Source organism: Pseudochryseolinea flava (genome assembly GCF_003286915.1).
In the GTDB taxonomy this organism is placed as follows: domain Bacteria; phylum Bacteroidota; class Bacteroidia; order Cytophagales; family Cyclobacteriaceae; genus Ohtaekwangia; species Ohtaekwangia flava.
In genome coordinates this window covers 206,149-223,798 of the sequence record NZ_QMFY01000006.1, presented here as the reverse complement: position 1 = coordinate 223,798, position 17,650 = coordinate 206,149, and the positions used below count along the sequence as shown (strand labels likewise).

The following is a 17,650-nucleotide window of genomic DNA, read 5'->3' as shown; positions in this document are numbered from 1 at the left end:
TCCAAACCAATTAAACCCGAGATTTTAAGACGTCCCCAAAGACGTCGGATTTCGAGAACTAAGCGGTTTTTGACCGTCTAGCGCTGTAAATCTGCCATAAAGTAAACGCGAGCATTTGGAATTTCCAAGGATTTTCTAACTTCGTTTCCGCACACGGTTGAATCGTGCACGCAAACGATACTTATTTTACGCTAAAACGCCACACTGGGCACTAAATCGTTTTTTATGGATAATAGCATGGCACCGAACGGAAATGGAAAGTCGTCAATCAGAATTAAGGACATCGCCAAGTTGGTAGGCGTTTCCGTCGGAACCGTTGACCGTGTCATTCACAACCGCGGAGAAGTTTCCAAAGAGTCGTACGATAAGGTAATGGCGGCATTGGAAACGACGGGTTATAAACCTAACCTGATTGCGCGGACCCTCGGCTCCAACAAATCATATCGCGTCTGTGCGCTTGTGCCGAATCCTCAGCAAGATGAATACTGGAAAAAATCCGCCGATGGTGTTCAACATGCCCTCGAGGAATGGGGACAATACGGTGTGCGTATCGAACCGATCTATTTTGATCTCTACGATAAAGAATCATTCAAACGTGTATCAGAGAATATTTTGCAATCGGAATTTGATGGTATCATCATCGCACCAATATTCTATCAAGAAGCATTGCAGTTCTCTGAACACTGCACAGAAAAAAATATCCCCTTCGTTTTATTCAACAATACCATTCCTGACGCAAAGCCATTAACCTTTGTCGGACAAAATCTTTATGAGAGTGGACGTGTTGGCGCGGAACTTCTTCAAACAGGACAACCTGAAGGAACATTTGCCATCCTACATATCTACGACGATATTCATAATTCACTTCACCTTTACGAAAAAGAAAAAGGGTTTAATGATTATTTCTTAGAGCAAGGTCCACAGTACAATGTGTTAAGCCTGGGCATCAGCACACCCGATGAGAAAGAAATTCAGGAAAAGATTCAAACGTTGCTCACGCATCACAACTTGAAAGGCATTTTAGTAACCACTTCAAAAGGTGCGTCTACTGTGTCGGCCATTCTCAACAAGCAAGGAAAAAATAACATTCGCCTCGTTGCATACGATCTGTTACAGCCTAACATTGACTCTCTGAAACGGGGGATTATCGACTTCATCATCAACCAAGATTCAAAGCGTCAAGCATCGCTTGGTATTAGTAAGTTGGTGAACTATCTCTTGTTTAAGAAAGGTTTGCCGCCGGCGTACTTATTCCCGCTTGAAATCATCAGCAGGCAAAACTTGAATTCATATATTCAAACACACTAGTGCATACTTCGGTAACATTGTTTGATGTATTGCTGAAAAACTTGCAATTTTAAGGCAACCCAGCGGATGTACACGCCGCGATTAACACCTCTACGGCAATTGCTTATACCGAATGCCGATGAAGATTTCGTATTTTATATTTCTAGGATTTTTCACCATCCTGGCGCTATTTACAGTCGCCACCGCCGTAAATCTGCGACTGTCAGAAAAGGTGAATGAAAATTCAGAGTTTTTTGAAAAGTCGACAACTGTGGTCCGTAGCAGCAATCGCTTTCAGCGCAACATCCTCAATATGATCAGCGGCTTGCGTGGCTATCTTTTTACCGGAGAATCAAGCTTTCTGCAATCCTACGACTCTGCTGTACTCGAAAACAACGACCTCATTCATGAAATGGAGTTGATGACGTTTGATAGTTCTAGTCAGCTTCAAGATATCAAACAGATCAAAGCGTTGAATAACCGATGGCTTCAGGAATTTGCGACACCACTGATCAACGCAAAAAGAAATGCCGACTTGTCGGATAGTAGCTTGCAAGCCTTTCAAAGGCTCTATCGTGAAAAACTAAACACAGGCTTCGAAAAACAAATCAACAATAGACTACAAGCAAAACTTCGCGATTTCAGCAACTATGAATATGATCGTCGCGCACAGCGAAAGATTACACTGGAGCAATCAATTAAAGAAACGAGAACGATATCCTTTCTGCTCACCACGGTTTCTGTTGCTATCGGTTTATTGATTGCCGGATTCCTTGCTTACCGGATCTCCACAAGAATGGTACAATTGGTACGCATGGCCGATGAAATTGCCGGTGGAAATTACCTCGTTCATGTTGAAGATTCAGGCAAAGATGAATTAAGCGGGCTTGCCAGCGCATTGAACCACATGTCGAAAACGCTCTCTGAGAACATTGCATTGCTGAAGCGAAAGAATCGAGAACTCGATCAGTTTGCACACATCGTTTCGCACGATCTCAAGGCTCCGTTACGGGGAATCGACAACGTAGCAACATGGATTGAGGAAGACCATTTAGATGAGTTATCGCCAAAAGTAAAAGAATATCTAGCGTTGATAAAAGGCCGTGTTGTTCGCGCAGAAAATCTCATCCGGGGTATTCTCTCTTATGCACGGATTGGAAGAGAAAGTATTGAAAAAGAAATGGTCGACGTGGGCAAAATGTTGCAAGAGATCCAAGAAAGTATTCCTATGAAGCCAGGTGTCAGCATTAACATCGCTGCCAACATGCCTGTATTCGTTACCGAGAAACTCCCGTTGCAAATGATCTTTACAAACCTGCTTAACAATGCCATCACCTACCATGACAAATCTCCCGGAGAAGTAACCATTTCTTTCGAATCCGAAAAAAATGAATATCGTTTTTGCGTAGCCGACAATGGCCCCGGTATAGCCAAACATTATCATGATAAAATATTCGTCATCTTCCAAACACTTGCTGAGCGTGACCAACACGAAAGCACCGGGGTAGGATTGGCGATTGTCAAAAAAATTCTCGATGAACGAAATGAAACCATCAAAATCGTTTCTCAAATCGGCATAGGGTCTAAATTCATTTTCACTTGGTCAAAACATTAGCGCATGAATAAAATCATAAACATACTTCTTGTAGAAGACGATCAACTCGACATCATCGACATTCAACGTACGATGGATAAGATGAGCATCCTCCATAGAATGCACGTTACAAAAAACGGGGAAGAGGCAATCAGTTTTTTAGAGCATGAAGCGAGTCGCGCAGCAGGAACTTATCCCGATTTGATTTTACTCGACATCAATATGCCGAAGATGAATGGAATCGAATTTCTGTCGACACTCCGCAAAAATGATCAATGGAAAGACCTGAAAGTTTTCATGGTAACGACATCCGAAGAAAAAGTAGACAAGGAAGCCGCGGCAAAGTTGGGCGTATCGGGTTATATCGTAAAACCGCTGAAATTGAGTAATCCGTCATCCATGGATTGTTTTCATTTAATGATTGATCTGATGAACATTAAGAACCGGATTTAATCGGTCTCCCTAGGTTGAAAGGCGCATGGAATTTAGTTATCATTGTGTACAACATACATAACCAACGCCAGTAACCTTATGAAAATGCACTTACCCCAAAGAGCGTTGACTCTTTTTGTCTTGGTATTGATCGTGGTAGGCTGCTCCACGAAAAAAAAGCAAACGAAGATTCTAGTCTTCTCAAAAACGACGGTCTTCCGTCATGAATCTATTGCCGCAGGAATCGCAGCCATTAAACAACTTGCAGCAACCGATCAAATCATCGTCGATACGACCGAAAACGCTGATCGCTTCAATGAAGAGAACTTGAAACAATACAGCGCTGTCATTTTTCTAAGCACTACAGGCGATGTCTTAAATCAACAACAGCAAAATGATTTCGAGCGTTTCATTCAAGCTGGAGGCGGCTATGTTGGAATTCATGCGGCATCTGATACTGAATATGATTGGCCCTGGTACGGAAAACTCGTTGGCGCGTATTTTGAAAGCCATCCTAATAATCCAAATGTTCGTGAAGGCGAATTTTTTACGATCGACAAGAATCATCCATCGTCAGATTCTCTCCCAGATAGATTTAAGCGAAGTGATGAATTTTACAATTTCAAAAAAATCAATCCTGACATTAAGGTACTGGTAAAGCTTGACGAAAAATCTTACGAGGGCGGTACCAATGGCGACAACCATCCGATCTCGTGGTATCACGAGTACGACGGAGGACGGGCATTCTATACGGCAATGGGTCACACGAATGAAAGTTTTTCAGAGCCACTATTTTTAAGGCATCTGCGTGGCGGATTAGAATACGTACTGGGTGGCGATAAACCTGTCGAATTGGATTTCACAAAAGCACGCACGAAGCGCGTTCCCGAAGAAAACCGTTTTGCGAAAGTAGTGCTCGATGAGAAACTCAATGAACCCGTTGAGCTTGCTGTACTTCCCGATAGTCGCGTGTTATTCATTGAAAGAAAGGGTGCACTAAAATTATATGATCCTGCTGTCGGTAAAACGAAATTGGTTACGACGATTCCGGTGAGTACAAAATATAAATTTAAAGATGGTAATCAGGCGGAGGCGGAAGACGGATTGCTGGGTCTTGCGCTCGACCCTAATTTTTCAAAAAACAATTGGCTCTACCTATACTACTCTCCTGCTGGCGAAAAGCCTGTTAACATTTTAACGCGATATGAATTCAAAGGAGATCAGTTGATTGAATCATCGAAGAAAGTGTTGCTTGAAGTTGACGTACAACGTGAGCAATGTTGTCACACCGGTGGTTCGATTGCATTCGATGGGAATGGAAATCTTTTTGTGTCTACTGGTGACAATACTAGTCCACGTTCAACTGCATATGCACCCATGGACGATCGTGCTGGACGCAATCCTTGGGACGCGCAGAAAGGGACGAGTAACACGAATGATCTGAGAGGTAAAATTTTGCGCATTCATCCAGAGGCAGATGGCACGTACACCATTCCCGATGGAAATCTTTTTCCTAAAGGGACAGCGAAGACACGACCAGAAATTTATGCGATGGGCGCACGTAATCCATATCGTATATCAGTCGACAAAAAAACTGGCTATTTGTATTGGGGTGACGTAGGACCTGATGCCGGACAAGATTCTGTAGGACGAGGCCCTCGTGCTTACGACGAAATCAACCAAGCACGTAAGCCAGGATTTTTTGGTTGGCCATATTTCATTGGAGACAACAGTGCCTATAACACGCGCGACTTTAAAACTGGTAAACAAGGTGCGGCATTCGATCCTGCTAAGCCCGTTAATAACTCTGCGAACAACACTGGACTCACTGAACTTCCGCCGGCGCAAAAAGCATTCATCTGGTATCCGTATGATGTATCGCCCGAATTTCCGCTCGTAGGAAAAGGAGGAAGAACAGCAATGGCCGGTCCGGTTTTTTATACCGAAGATTTCAACGGAGCGAAGCGAGCTTTTCCTGACTATTACAACGGCAAGCTCTTCATTTATGAATGGATGCGTGGATGGATCATGGCCGTGACGATGGATGAACAAGGAAACTATGTTTCAATGGAGCGCTTCATGCCGAGCTATCAATTTAGTAACCCGATGGACATGGAGTTTGGCCCAGATGGAGACCTCTACATGTTGGAATATGGAACAGCATGGTTCATGGGCAACGACGATGCAAGACTTGTACGAATCGAATATAATGGCGGTAATCGCAAGCCAGTGATCCGAATGGCCGCTGACAAAACAAAGGGCGCAGTGCCATTGTCCGTTAATCTCTCTGCTGCGGGAACAAAAGATTATGATCGCGATGATCTTTCATACGAATGGAAGATCACTTCAAAGAACGGCGAGACCATTGCCACATTGAAAGATGAAAACACGAAGTACACTTTCGATAAGGTAGGAGAATTTACCGCTAACCTTACCGTTACAGACAGTAAGGGAGAAAAAGCATCTAACCAAATTATCATTCTTGCGGGAAATGAACCACCTGTACTTTCATTCGACATCATGAACGGCAACAAGTCTTTCTTCTTCCCCAACCTTCCTTTTGATTATGAAGTAAAAGTGAGTGATCAAGAAGATGGTGCATTAGGAAGTGGAATTACAGAAGATAATTTATCGATCACAATTGATTACTTAAAAGAAGGGTTCGATAAAATTGAAATAGCACAAGGACATTTATCTGCGGATGCCACAGCACAATTTGCGCAAGGGAAACAATTGATGGAAGGCAGCGACTGCAAAGCATGTCACATCATCGATAAAAAATCTGTTGGTCCGATGTACATCGACATCGCGAAGAAGTACAAAGACGACCCCAAAGCAGTTGATTACTTAGCAAAGAAAATAATCAATGGCGGCGGTGGTGTATGGGGCGACGTGAATATGGCTGCGCATCCCCAGCTTTCTCCAGCAGATGCGAGCGAGATCGTTCGATACATTTTGAGTCTTGCTGCGAATCCACCAAAGAAAAATCTTCCCGCTAAAGGAACATTTACGCCACAGATTGCTAAAGGCGTACCCGATCAGGGCGTATTCATTTTACGCGCGGCTTACACTGACAAGGGTGCGAACGGAATGCCTCCAGCATCTGCAGAGCAGGTGATGGTACTGAATAGTGGAACAATCCAAGCCCACAAAGCAGATCTCAAAGATGGCGTTCAACAATACACGCTACCCGATCCACCGATACAGCTTATGATCGGTTCAAACAACAACGCGTATTTAGGTTTCAAGCACATTGATCTTACGCACATCGCGCAAATTGTTCTTGTAGCCTCTGCACCTTTAGAGTACGGCTTCGTTGGCGGTACAATGGAAGTGCGAATTGACTCACCGACAGGAGAAATTATAGGAACATCAGGTGCAATAACACCAGCGAAAGGTTCAACACCGGCCATTGTAGCTGCACCGCTAAAGGCAACAAGCGGATTTCATGACCTCTATTTTATTTACAAGAATGACCAAGCGGTTGGTGGACAATCATTATTCGTACTCATCCAAGCACAGATGATTCCGATCCCGCCGGCAAAGGCGAAGATATCGATGCGATAAGTTTCTATCAAGCATGCACAAAGTCCATCAGTAGTACTGGTGGACTTTTTTATTGGTGAAATATTCACGAACAAAAAAAAGCCGCACTCAAATGAGCGCGGCTCCGGGTTGGATTGGTTGGTTATATTCTATCGAACAACGAGTTTTTGTGTAATAATGCGTGATGCATTTTGCATTCTCACAATGTAAATACCTGCACGTAGATTATTAAGCGTTAACGATTCGTCCACTTGTTTTTGCAAAAGCTCATTGCCCGAAGTGCTTATGATATTAACCTGGGATGGTTCATTCACGCGAATGGTAACACTTCCTTCTGTTGGATTCGGATACACGGAAAGTAAACGTTGCTCTTCGGCAGTAAAAGTACCTTCTTCTGTTGCTATGCGCCCTGCTGTCCCTGTTCCCCAATTGAATGCTTCCCATCCTCCGATGGCAGTACGCGAACATGTCATTGCTGCTGTTCCGTTTTCAGACGAGATGTATCTTCCATTGTTTCCACGCAATGAAATTTTTCCGTCGGCATTAATAATCCAATCGAATTTCTCCCAATCGCCAATCGTTGTTCTGCTGCATGTAATCGCTGCCGTACCATTTTCTGAAGACACGTACTTATTCTGGCTTCTCAAGGCAATTTTACCACCACCGGCATCGACAACGGTAAACTGCTCCCAGCCGCCTATGGACGCACGGTTACAACGCATGGCCTGGGTGCCATTCTCTCCACACACATATTGACTATTGTTTCCACGTAGCCATATCGTTTGACCTATTGGTGCCGTTTGTGGTGGTGCGTTGTAACATCCGGTAGTCCACGGTGCAGGATTTCTTGCAATGACCGCAGCAATGGTATTGTTGTTCTTAATGTTATTGGCATACTTAATATTTTCAAGTACACTCGACATTACGCCTACCCCATCCGTTGGATAAGCACCACCAATGCGCATCATGGCAGCGTTTTCTCCTACATCATGTCGCTTGTAAGTCCAGTGCGCCCAACCAATTCCCCACTCTTCCATCCACGCAATATTTTGACGCAGCCAATCATTGTTATTCTCACCCGTTTCACCAACGAATACTGGCACGTTATGTCTTGTTCTGAATTCTGTGAGATTAATCATTCGGTTAATTTGATTTGGATTCGGATCACGAACCCAATCGTCAGAAGCATTAATCCAATAGCGATGTGAACTGTAGATCAATCCCCAGTTTGGAGAAAACGTATACGGCTCCATGTAGTCATAATTATTACCCCAGCCGTTTCCACCGATCATGATGATGTGGTTATCGCCTTGATTTCGAATCGTCGTGATAAGACGTTGATACAAATCATGGATTACCTGATTACCGGGTACTTGATTGGGCTCGTTGATGAGTTCATACCAGGCAATGCGTCCTTCACCCTTGTAACGCGCGGCAATACGTTCCCAAAATTTATTCGTTACATCTTTGAACACTTGCTGATTCCATAGATCGTTAGCATAGAATAAGTCCGAGATGTTTTGATCAGCACCTTGACCACCAGGCGCTGCATGCAGGTCGAGGATAAGATACATTCCGTTGGATGCGCACCATCCTAGAAGACGATCGATCATCTTGAAACCTTCTAAGTTAGGATCGGTAAAAAGTTGATTGTTATTCAATGCAGTTTGCAACGCAGCCTTGTAGGCATCGTGATTTCCAATATTCCGAATCACATTATTGCGTGCAGTACGCTGTGATGGCGTCAAGAAAATTTGGTAGTGCATCGGAAAACGAATCGCGTTGAATCCGAGTGATGCGATGTAATCTATATCGGCCTTTGTAATAAAGTTGTCGCGCCAGCTTTGATAGAAAGCCTCCACTTGCGCCTCAGAAAGTCCGGCGTCGAAATAACGCTTCTTCATTTTCCATTCGCAATTAACAAGATTTCCGTTTTGCGGATTCAACATATAACCTTCTTGTACCGTCCAATAGCCCAGGTTCATCGCACGAAGGACAACATTCTGTCCGGCATTGTTTCGCACTTGCTGTCCGACAGTTGAAAGGAAACATCCTTGTGCAAATGCGGTCGCTGCGGTGAGCACAAAGAGAAAAGAAAGTAGTAGTAGTCGCCGACGATTGGTTACACGACTCAATGACCACGACAAAGTCATGAGAAACCACGGTTTGGTAGTTTGGTCTTTCATAGGATTTGGGTTTAGAATGGTTTGGTTCAAACGTTGCAAAAGATCCTGCAATCGTTTGTATAAAAATGACCGCTTTCCCGCAAAGCCAATAAATTTTGGTATCGTCTCTATTACTTCAGCCGCGAAAACAATCACTTCCTAACTACGTCAATTCAGTATAACGCACTGTACACCAACGACTTCAACGTTGCATACGTCAGCGTTGGCGATAGGGAGAGATGAAGCGAAATGGTAAAGACCCGTCCATGCGTAGTGATGAATTCGCCAAGAACCTGTTACAACGGACTGAATATGCGTCGGACAATGTATTAACCTGCGTCGGACGTGGCAGGCAATGGAAGGATGACGGTGAAAGTGGAGCCTTTTCCTACCTCACTTGTTGCAGAAATAAGGCCGCCGTGACTTTCCACGATGCGCTTGCAAATCGCTAAACCGATACCCGTACCCTTATATGATTCCCGTGTATTGAGGCGTTGGAATATTGTAAAGATCTGTTCCGCGAATTTTTGTTCGAAGCCGATACCGTTATCGCGGAAGGTAATCTTGGTGTAATCTGTATCATCTTTTAGTTCTGGATACATCGCCACTTCCTCGCGCGACACCGGTGTGGAGAAAATTTCGATCAATGGATGAATCGTTGAAAACTTGAGCGCGTTGCTCAGAATATTTGCCGCAAGCTGATGCAGCTGATGCGCAATTCCCATTACCTGTGGTAAATAACCGATTTCAACTACGGCATTCTTTTCAAGAATAAGCAACTCGTAATCGACTACAACAGATTTAATAATTGTCGTAAGCGAAGTTTCTGCCATTACATCACCAGTGCTCGACAATCTTGAGTATTGCAATACATCGCGAATCAACACAGACATACGTTGTGCCGAAGAATTTATTTTATCAAAATACCGATCTGCTTCCGGCGAATGATTAATGTGATTCGATAACAGAGACGAAAAGGTTTGAATCTTGCGGAGTGGTTCTTGCAGATCGTGTGATGCTACATAGGCGAACTGCTCCAACTCTTGATTCGAGCGTTCAAGCTTCTCCTTCGCCAGCTGTAACGCGCGTGTTCGCTCCATCACGGTTTCTTCTAGTGCGTCGCTGTGAGCACGTTGATCATTTATGTCGATCAATGTCCCTAAAATTCGAAACGGTCTAAGATTAGCATCGAACAAAGTCTGACCATTCACACGAACCCATTTGTATTGTCCATCTGACTTCAAAACACGTGCTTCAAACTTGAAGTTACTTTGACGATCGGCGGGATTAAGAATCGAAGATACAACCACCCGATCTTGCAGGTGAATTCGTTCTATAAAATCCGTCTCAGATAATACGGCATCAGCTTCGTACTCCATGATCGCGCGATAGATTTCGGACGCCTGAATTTTTCCAGACACCAAATCTACATCCCACGTTCCTACTTGTGCTGCTTCGGAAGCCAAACGCAAGCGCTCCTCATTCTCACGAATCGTTTCTTCAGCATGTTTTTGCGCAGTGATATCGAGCACAGTTCCGGTGAAGCGATAAGCATCGCCGGAAAGGTTGTAATATGCTTTGCCCTTGGCACGAATCCACTTGATCGATTCATCCGGATGCACCGTCCGGTATTCGATATCATAAAGACCTCCACTCTCCTGTTTCATGATGTACGAAACCACCGCATTGGTTCGTTCGCGATCATCAGGATGTAGTGCCGCTAAGAAAACATCGTAAGTCATGTTTGTTTCACTCGGTATCCCAAACAACACTTTGCAACGGTCGTCCCAAATTAATTCACCTGTTAATGGATGAAAGTCCCACGTTCCCAATTCCGCAGATGCAGTCGCAAAACTTAGACGTTCTTCACTATCAGAAATACGTTGCGCGGCGTTCCGCTGATCAGTGATATCCATCACAATCCCATGAATCGATACAGGTTTACCCGATGCATTGAACATTATTTTTCCATTCAAACGAATCCATCGAATGGTGTTATCCTTTCGAATCATCCGCACTTCATAGATAAGGCTACCATTTCGAAGCGCCGATTCCATTGCAACATTTCGCAATGGACGATCATCAGGATGAAGCATGTTGAGCAAAGTATCATGCGTGACTTCTTCAGATTCGGCTAGTCCGAAGATGGCATACATCCTCTTCGAAAAAATAAATTTATCACTCACAAGATCGCCTTCAAACGTTCCGAGCTCTGCAGCTTCTGACGCACGTCGTAGAAGTTCATCATTAGCGCGTAGAATCCCTTCTGAAGTTTTTCTCTCGGTTATATCTACAATCGTATTTATCGCGCCGACAACTTCGTGTTGTTCATTATACAGTATACTCGGATTGTGCAGTGTGCTACGACGGAGATTGTCCGGCGTTTCGATGATAATTTCTACGTTTACCAACGGCTCTCCGGTTTGCAATGTAATGGCCATGGGTGCATCGGCGACCGGAAGCGGTGTTCCATCAGCTGCAAATATCCGCCAAGCACCACACCACCTATCCTTTCCGATTTCAGGCGCACGTCCCCACAATTTTATAGCGGCTGAATTGTAGCAACGAATATATCCCTGATCATCGGTGACATACATGGCCACAGAAGACAACTGTAAAAGTTGATCGTATGTTTCATTGAAAGCGAAGCTCTTCGTCTCGCTTTTGTTGTTGACGAAATCGGTGCTAACGGCGCTCATGTTTTAATTTCGCTGATAGTTTATCAATGCGGAAAGTTCTTTTGTCAACTTGGTTATGCTCGATGGTTTCGTAAGAAAATGGAACGCACCAAGCTGCAGCGTTTCTTCAACGTCGAGTGGCCGTGCCGAAGTGGAATAAATAATGACAGGAATGTGTGCTAACCTTGGTATTTTTTTTATCTCAGCGAGCGTTTGCTTACCATTCATGCGAGGCATATTCAAGTCTAGAAAAATAAAGTCAGGAATAAACTTATCGTCGCCACTCAATTTGTTCAATGCGTCGACACCGTCGACTGCCGTTACACATACGATCGGTGCTTCAATTTCAGCCGCAGCGATCGAAAAGATCTCAACATCGTCGGCGTCGTCGTCTATTAAAAAACATGTGATCGGTGATACAATTGAGAGCATTGTACAAATTACATCTTATTTTACATAACGCCCGGCACAATCGATCATTGGCAATAAAGAATATTGTTTTCGGTGCAACTTGTAGAAGCGTGTCTACATCTTTCGCCCTATTAAAATCTGATGCCAAAAAGTTAGCGAAGAATCATGACAACACCTTTGTGCCGCGATGTTGAGAAAGCCATATTTAATTCGATCGTATAAAAGTAGGCATCGGGAGGAAGCGGTTCGCCATTAAAATTACCATCCCACTCCGACTGCAATCCTTGCGCTTCAAACACGAGCAAACCTCGCTTATCATACACACGAATTATCGCCAGATCGAGTGCGGCACTACTACTTGATGAACCTATCTTCCAAGTATCGTTCGACAAATCTTGATTTGGTGTAAATGCATTCGGTATGTCAAGTACGAAACTTTCACCAAGGGTCACAACACGCGATTGTTTTTCACCCTGAATTTTTCCATCATTCAACCGAAACCAAATTGTTTTGTTCAACGACGTTGGCAACGTATCACCACTAACAAACTGATACTGCACACGTCGTATAGCCGTTGTGTACTCTTCAAGTGTCGCTGCACCGACCAGTGTAAGCACGCCTGTGTTCGCATCAAACACACTTCGAATATTGGCAGTATTTTCGAATGTCAGCAAATCGCTGCCCTGTTGATAGATGTTTTCATCTAGTCCGACTTCGGCCAGCAAGAGTTCCTGATCATCGACATCGGTGACTACTGCATTCTCTGTGAGGTAAGTACTTCCACCATTGGCCTTGTAAAGCAACGGATCCAATTCGAGTTCGCTCAATAGCGGCGCATCATTCACCGGCGTAATAACGACCAACACATTGAAAGGTGGTGTTGCTGCTCCGCCTTTATTAACAGTGACACTCACGGTAAGATTACCAGCGTAGTTTCTTTCAGGAATAATTGTCGTGTTGTCTAGGGTATAATGTTCGCCTGGCGAAACAGTTAATGCAAAACCTGTTGGATATGCGCTTTCAGTATCATTTACTTTTAAGTCTGTCAACTTCAACACCAGCGACGAATCTTCTGGAATAGTAAGTGGTACTTGTCCTATAATCTGCATCACGTTTTTTTCAATTACCTGTATCTTTAATGCGAAAGGTGCGCTGTCGACAGTACCATCGTTAACAACTACATTCACGGCAAGTATTCCCAGAAAATTCAATGTCGGTTTCACCGTTGTGCCTGAGACCGTGTAGTTAAGACCAGGCAACACCTTCAACACAAAGCCAGTCGGAAAAGTATTATCAGGATCACTTACAGCGAGGTGCGATAGCAATATTTTGAATGCCACATTTTTAAATGTACTTAATCCAACTTGGCCTGTAATAACCGGTGGTTGATTTACATTATTCTCTACGACAGTAACAAGAAGATTGAATGGCGCACTGGTGCTCTCCCCGTCGCTAACGGTGACTTTCACATTGATTGCTCCCGTAAAATTTAAAACAGGTGTGATGATATCGCCAGCAACAGAATAGTTCGCGCCACCAATTACTGCCAAAGAAAAATCATTTGGAAAAGTATTGTCGGGATCGGTAACAATGAGATGCGTAAGTTCCACAACGAGTGGCTCGTTCTCTTTGATGGTAATTGGAACTTGTCCGGTTATTTTCGGCGCTACATTAACGGTTGGATTAACGGTGATGCTGAAGTTGAACGGTTGACTATCGGCCTCGCCATCATTGACGACAATTTTCACCGTTAATGTACCCGTAAAATTTGCAGCGGGCGTCACAACATTATCATTAAAGGTATAGTTGGTACCCGGAAGTATTTTCAATGTGAAACCGGTGGGATAGGCATCATCGGCGTCGTTTACTGTAAGATGCGAGAGCTGTAATGTAGCTGTTGAATTTTCAGTAATGGTCATTGGTGTTTGCCCTGTGATAACAGGAACTACATTCGCCGGCGCGGAAACACCGACGACCAAATTAAACAAAGCACTTTCATCGGTACCATCATTTACACTAACGGGTATTGATAACGAGCCTGTAAAATCTACTGAGGGCGTTACTGTCGTGCCGTTAACAGTATAGTTCAAACCGGGTGTTACGTGCAACGTAAAACCCGATGGATAATTATTATCAGTGTCCTGTACCGTCAGATGCGAGAGTTGTAAAGTGATGGGCGTGTTACGCGGCGTTGTCAGTGCAACCTGACCCGTGATCACTGGAACAGCATTTACATTCGTTACGGCAATGGATACGTTAAAAGGAACACTGGTATCTTCACCATCGTTTACGGTAACAGGAACTATGAGTGTCCCTGAAAATCCTGCTGATGGCGTTACAGTAGTACCGTTGACAGTATAATTTGCGCCGGCAGCAACATTCAAGGTGAAGCCATCAGGATAAGTATCGTCTGGATCGCTTACGGTAAGATGCGCGAACGCAATGGTGATCGCCGTGTTCTCGGGCGTCGACAAAGGGACTTGTCCGGTGATGGTTGGTTGCGTATTTACTGACGAGACGGTAACAGCGAGTGAAAATGGCGTGCTTGAATCTGTTCCATCGTTCACCGTAACGGGAACGGTAAGTGTTCCTGAGAATCCTGCTGTGGGCGTGATCGTCGCACCATTGACAGAATAATTTTCCCCTCCCTGAAGTGATAATGTAAAGCCTTCTGGATAATTATTATCGGCATCCGACACGGTGAGGTGAGAAAGCAAAATTGTTAGCGGTGTATTTTCAGGTGTGGAGAGCGCAACCTGTCCTGTGATCGTTGGTGGTTGATTGGGAGCAGCAACAACCGTAACCTGAAGATTAAAGAGTTCACTATTTGCAGTTCCATCGTTGACCGACACGGGAATCGTTAACGTACCAGCAAATCCTGCATCGGGCGTTATGGTTGTTCCGCTAAAAGTGTAGCCACTGCCTTCATACAGCGTTAATGAAAATCCTTCGGGGTAATTGCTATCAGGATCACTTACAATCAAATCGGTAAGCGCGATGGCTATAGCCTGTCCTTCGTTTGTGCTCAACGGTGATTGTCCGGTGATGACAGGAGGTTCCTGTTGCTGAACCGCTATGTCGATGATGAAATCAAATCGTTTACTTTCATCTTCATTGTTTGAAACAGTTATTGGCACTTTTAATTTTCCTTGAAATGACGGATCGGGCGTGACGGTATGTTGAATTACCGTATAATCCTTCCCATCGAAAACGTTAAGCACATATCCCTGCGGATAGTTATTGTCATCAACTTGAAGGTCTTGGAGTTTAATAGTATAGGAAGTACCTGCTGTTATTGATACGGGCACTTGGCCAGTAATCTTTGGTTTCTTTCCGAAAGCAGCCAGCGGTACAAGTAGAAAAAGTAGAAGTGTTTTTTGTGCCCAGTGTCGCATACTGGTGTCCGCTAAAACATTATTCCAATCGGTGAACACACGGGTTGTTCAATTGCATGCTCACATTAACATAACGTGTGAGAGTGTTCGTGTGAGTGGGAATTTATTTCAACAAGTCACGCAGCCTTCAGTCGACGCAGTTCACGTCGGTTGAGTTTGAGATGAACCATATAACGATCAAGCCTATTCGGAACGGATCGAATGAGACCTTTCGCTTCCAAGTCAAGTTTCACGACCAAAATTCGCCAGGCAATGTTAGCATGGCCATCGAGGGGTAGATTTCGCTGAATGATATCAATCAATTCGGGCAAGGTGATACGATCCGTTTGTTCAAGTACCGTTAAGATCGACTCGCGCAGCTGCACATAGTCATCTTTCGAAATACAAGCACCCTTCTTCCCTTCAGGATGTTTTGTGAAAATTACCTTATCGTACAAGATCGTTGTTGCAGTCATGAGCGTAGTTATCGGTTCGCTTCTTTTTTTCGTTGGCCCAGCACAATCAGCAGCACAAGGATGAGAAAGAAAAAAACTTGTGGCCATGCCTGAAAAAACAAAGCTTTGCCAGAATTCCTAAGGATGGTGACCAGAAAAATTGCGAGGTTACTGATGGTAACAAACAAAACGAAATATTGAATTGGTTTGTACTCGCGTTTAAAAGAAGAGATGACAAGACCGATAGCACTGAGCAACAGTACCAACGATATTTGATGCCAGGGAAGGTAGATCGTTGCAAACAGAGCGCGATCGAAACTCATAAAACGAAGATCATTGAATACCACCATTTCACCGTAGACAGCATGTGCCACCGCCATACAGAGAAGCAGTAGACCTGCTGTTAGTGCATACTCATTTAGATAACCTTTCATAGTTCTGTTTTAGGTAGTGTCTGTGAAAGAAATACGGAAGATAATTCCTCCGTATTCCCAATTTATTTCCTCAAGTACGTTGACTAAGGTTTAAGAATTGTTCCTAGCGCAGTGCCTTCAGAGAAAATCACATCGTCGAAAGAAATATCGTAGACTGCATCAGAACCTCCTGTGAGATACAATGCGATTTCAGAAACCGATTCAATGTCACCAGAAAAATCACTGAATCCCGATCCGTTCCAGCGATGGAAATCGGCGGCGGCAATACTGATTACACTCCAATTCGTTGACGTTACAGGAAAGTCGATCTCCCAATTTTTCTTTTTGCTGTCAGCTTCAGCGTCGTACACATAGAATACGAGTTTCGCTTTTGGGTATGCTTCAGGGTTCACGTCAACATTGCTTTTCACTTTTACATTGAAAAACACTTTGGCCGCATCCGTCTCTTCAACGCCGAGCGGTGTCTCCGGGTTACCGGTTCCATGATAACGTCCGCCGAGCCAGTGATTCTTATTTGTGTCGCCGCCTTTAAGACGAAAGAATGTGTTACCTGCTTCGGTTGGGAATTCGCTTACTGTAATTTCGCCGGTGTCTTCAGACTTAGGCCAGGCCTCCTCAAGATTTGCTTCTGTAAAGCGCGAAATCACGACTTGTCGAAAAGTAACGGTAAAGTCTTGCTCAGTAATGATGTGTCCCATCTCGTAGGTTAATTTGACTTCACCACTTGCACCACCAGGAGGAACGAGCACTTTAAGTTCATCTTTTGTTTTTGAGCTTGGCTTTGTTTTTACACCGCCGAAATACACGCTAATAACTTCGTTCAAATCTGTTCCTTTGATCGTCACTTCGTCGCCGACAAGTCCTTCAAGTGGCGCCATCGAGGTTATGGTTGGAACGGGGCCACCACCGGGCTCATCTTCTTCGCAAGCAAAAACCAGGAAAAGTGTGCTCATGCAACAAAGCAAGGTTAACACACGAACGAGACTCTTTTTTCGGGCACCTGCAATAAGGCGTTTGGTAGTCATTTCATTCATAGGGGAACTGTTTAGATTGGGTTTGGGCTGTTGTTTAATCGATTTCGCAATCGTTAACAAAGAAATTTTAAACATTAGCCGCGGTCAATTTTGCAATGGAAAATCCAAAAAAAAGAGCACCCGAATGATACTAGAATTTTGATTTACAGGCATTTAAGATAAACCCTAATCAAGAAAATATGGGCGAAATATAGACGCTTATGGGGACTACTTTCGTTTAGTGAATTGCTACCGCGCCGC

The 17,650-nt window shown here is 44.1% G+C and carries 11 protein-coding genes; 4 read left to right on the top strand and 7 right to left on the bottom strand.

Features of this window, described 5'->3' with window-relative positions:
* The first annotated feature begins 225 nt into the window (after positions 1-225).
* From DQQ10_RS13665 to DQQ10_RS13650, 4 genes are all read left to right on the top strand, one after another.
* A complete protein-coding gene (locus tag DQQ10_RS13665; RefSeq protein WP_112747436.1) occupies positions 226-1,308 on the top strand; it encodes a substrate-binding domain-containing protein in 1,083 nt (360 codons plus the stop codon).
* Positions 1,309-1,426: 118 nt separating this feature from the next.
* A complete protein-coding gene (locus DQQ10_RS13660; RefSeq protein WP_165823928.1) occupies positions 1,427-2,902 on the top strand; it encodes a sensor histidine kinase in 1,476 nt (491 codons plus the stop codon).
* A 3-nt stretch (positions 2,903-2,905) separates the two neighbouring features.
* On the top strand, positions 2,906-3,334 hold the full coding sequence (locus DQQ10_RS13655; protein ID WP_112747434.1) for a response regulator: 429 nt from the start codon (positions 2,906-2,908) through the stop codon (positions 3,332-3,334).
* A gap of 84 nt (positions 3,335-3,418) precedes the next feature.
* Positions 3,419-6,880, top strand: coding sequence for a ThuA domain-containing protein (locus tag DQQ10_RS13650; protein ID WP_112747571.1), 3,462 nt, complete (start codon positions 3,419-3,421; stop codon positions 6,878-6,880).
* Positions 6,881-7,008: 128 nt separating this feature from the next.
* Here the strand turns inward: DQQ10_RS13650 and DQQ10_RS13645 are convergent, their stop codons facing one another.
* The 7 genes from DQQ10_RS13645 to DQQ10_RS13615 all read right to left on the bottom strand — a co-directional run bounded on the left by DQQ10_RS13645 (position 7,009) and on the right by DQQ10_RS13615 (position 17,329).
* Positions 7,009-9,045, bottom strand: coding sequence for a cellulase family glycosylhydrolase (locus DQQ10_RS13645; RefSeq protein ID WP_133259645.1), 2,037 nt, complete (start codon positions 9,043-9,045; stop codon positions 7,009-7,011).
* Between the two features lie 308 nt (positions 9,046-9,353).
* Positions 9,354-11,723 carry a PAS domain-containing protein gene (locus tag DQQ10_RS13640; RefSeq protein WP_112747432.1) on the bottom strand — a complete coding sequence of 790 codons (2,370 nt, stop codon included), beginning with the start codon at positions 11,721-11,723 and terminating at the stop codon, positions 9,354-9,356.
* Positions 11,724-11,726: 3 nt separating this feature from the next.
* Entirely contained in the window at positions 11,727-12,134 is a 408-nt protein-coding gene (locus DQQ10_RS13635; protein WP_221409731.1) for a response regulator, read from the bottom strand.
* 131 nt (positions 12,135-12,265) lie between these two features.
* Positions 12,266-15,508 (bottom strand): Ig-like domain-containing protein, encoded by a 3,243-nt coding sequence (locus tag DQQ10_RS13630; protein ID WP_112747431.1) that lies wholly within the window; start codon positions 15,506-15,508, stop codon positions 12,266-12,268.
* 116 nt (positions 15,509-15,624) lie between these two features.
* Positions 15,625-15,963 (bottom strand): DUF6958 family protein, encoded by a 339-nt coding sequence (locus DQQ10_RS13625; protein ID WP_112747430.1) that lies wholly within the window; start codon positions 15,961-15,963, stop codon positions 15,625-15,627.
* 8 nt (positions 15,964-15,971) lie between these two features.
* On the bottom strand, positions 15,972-16,376 hold the full coding sequence (locus tag DQQ10_RS13620; protein WP_112747429.1) for a hypothetical protein: 405 nt from the start codon (positions 16,374-16,376) through the stop codon (positions 15,972-15,974).
* A gap of 83 nt (positions 16,377-16,459) precedes the next feature.
* Positions 16,460-17,329: an IPT/TIG domain-containing protein gene (locus DQQ10_RS13615; protein ID WP_165823927.1), complete on the bottom strand. Its 870-nt coding sequence runs from the start codon at positions 17,327-17,329 to the stop codon at positions 16,460-16,462.
* Positions 17,330-17,650 lie beyond the last annotated feature (321 nt).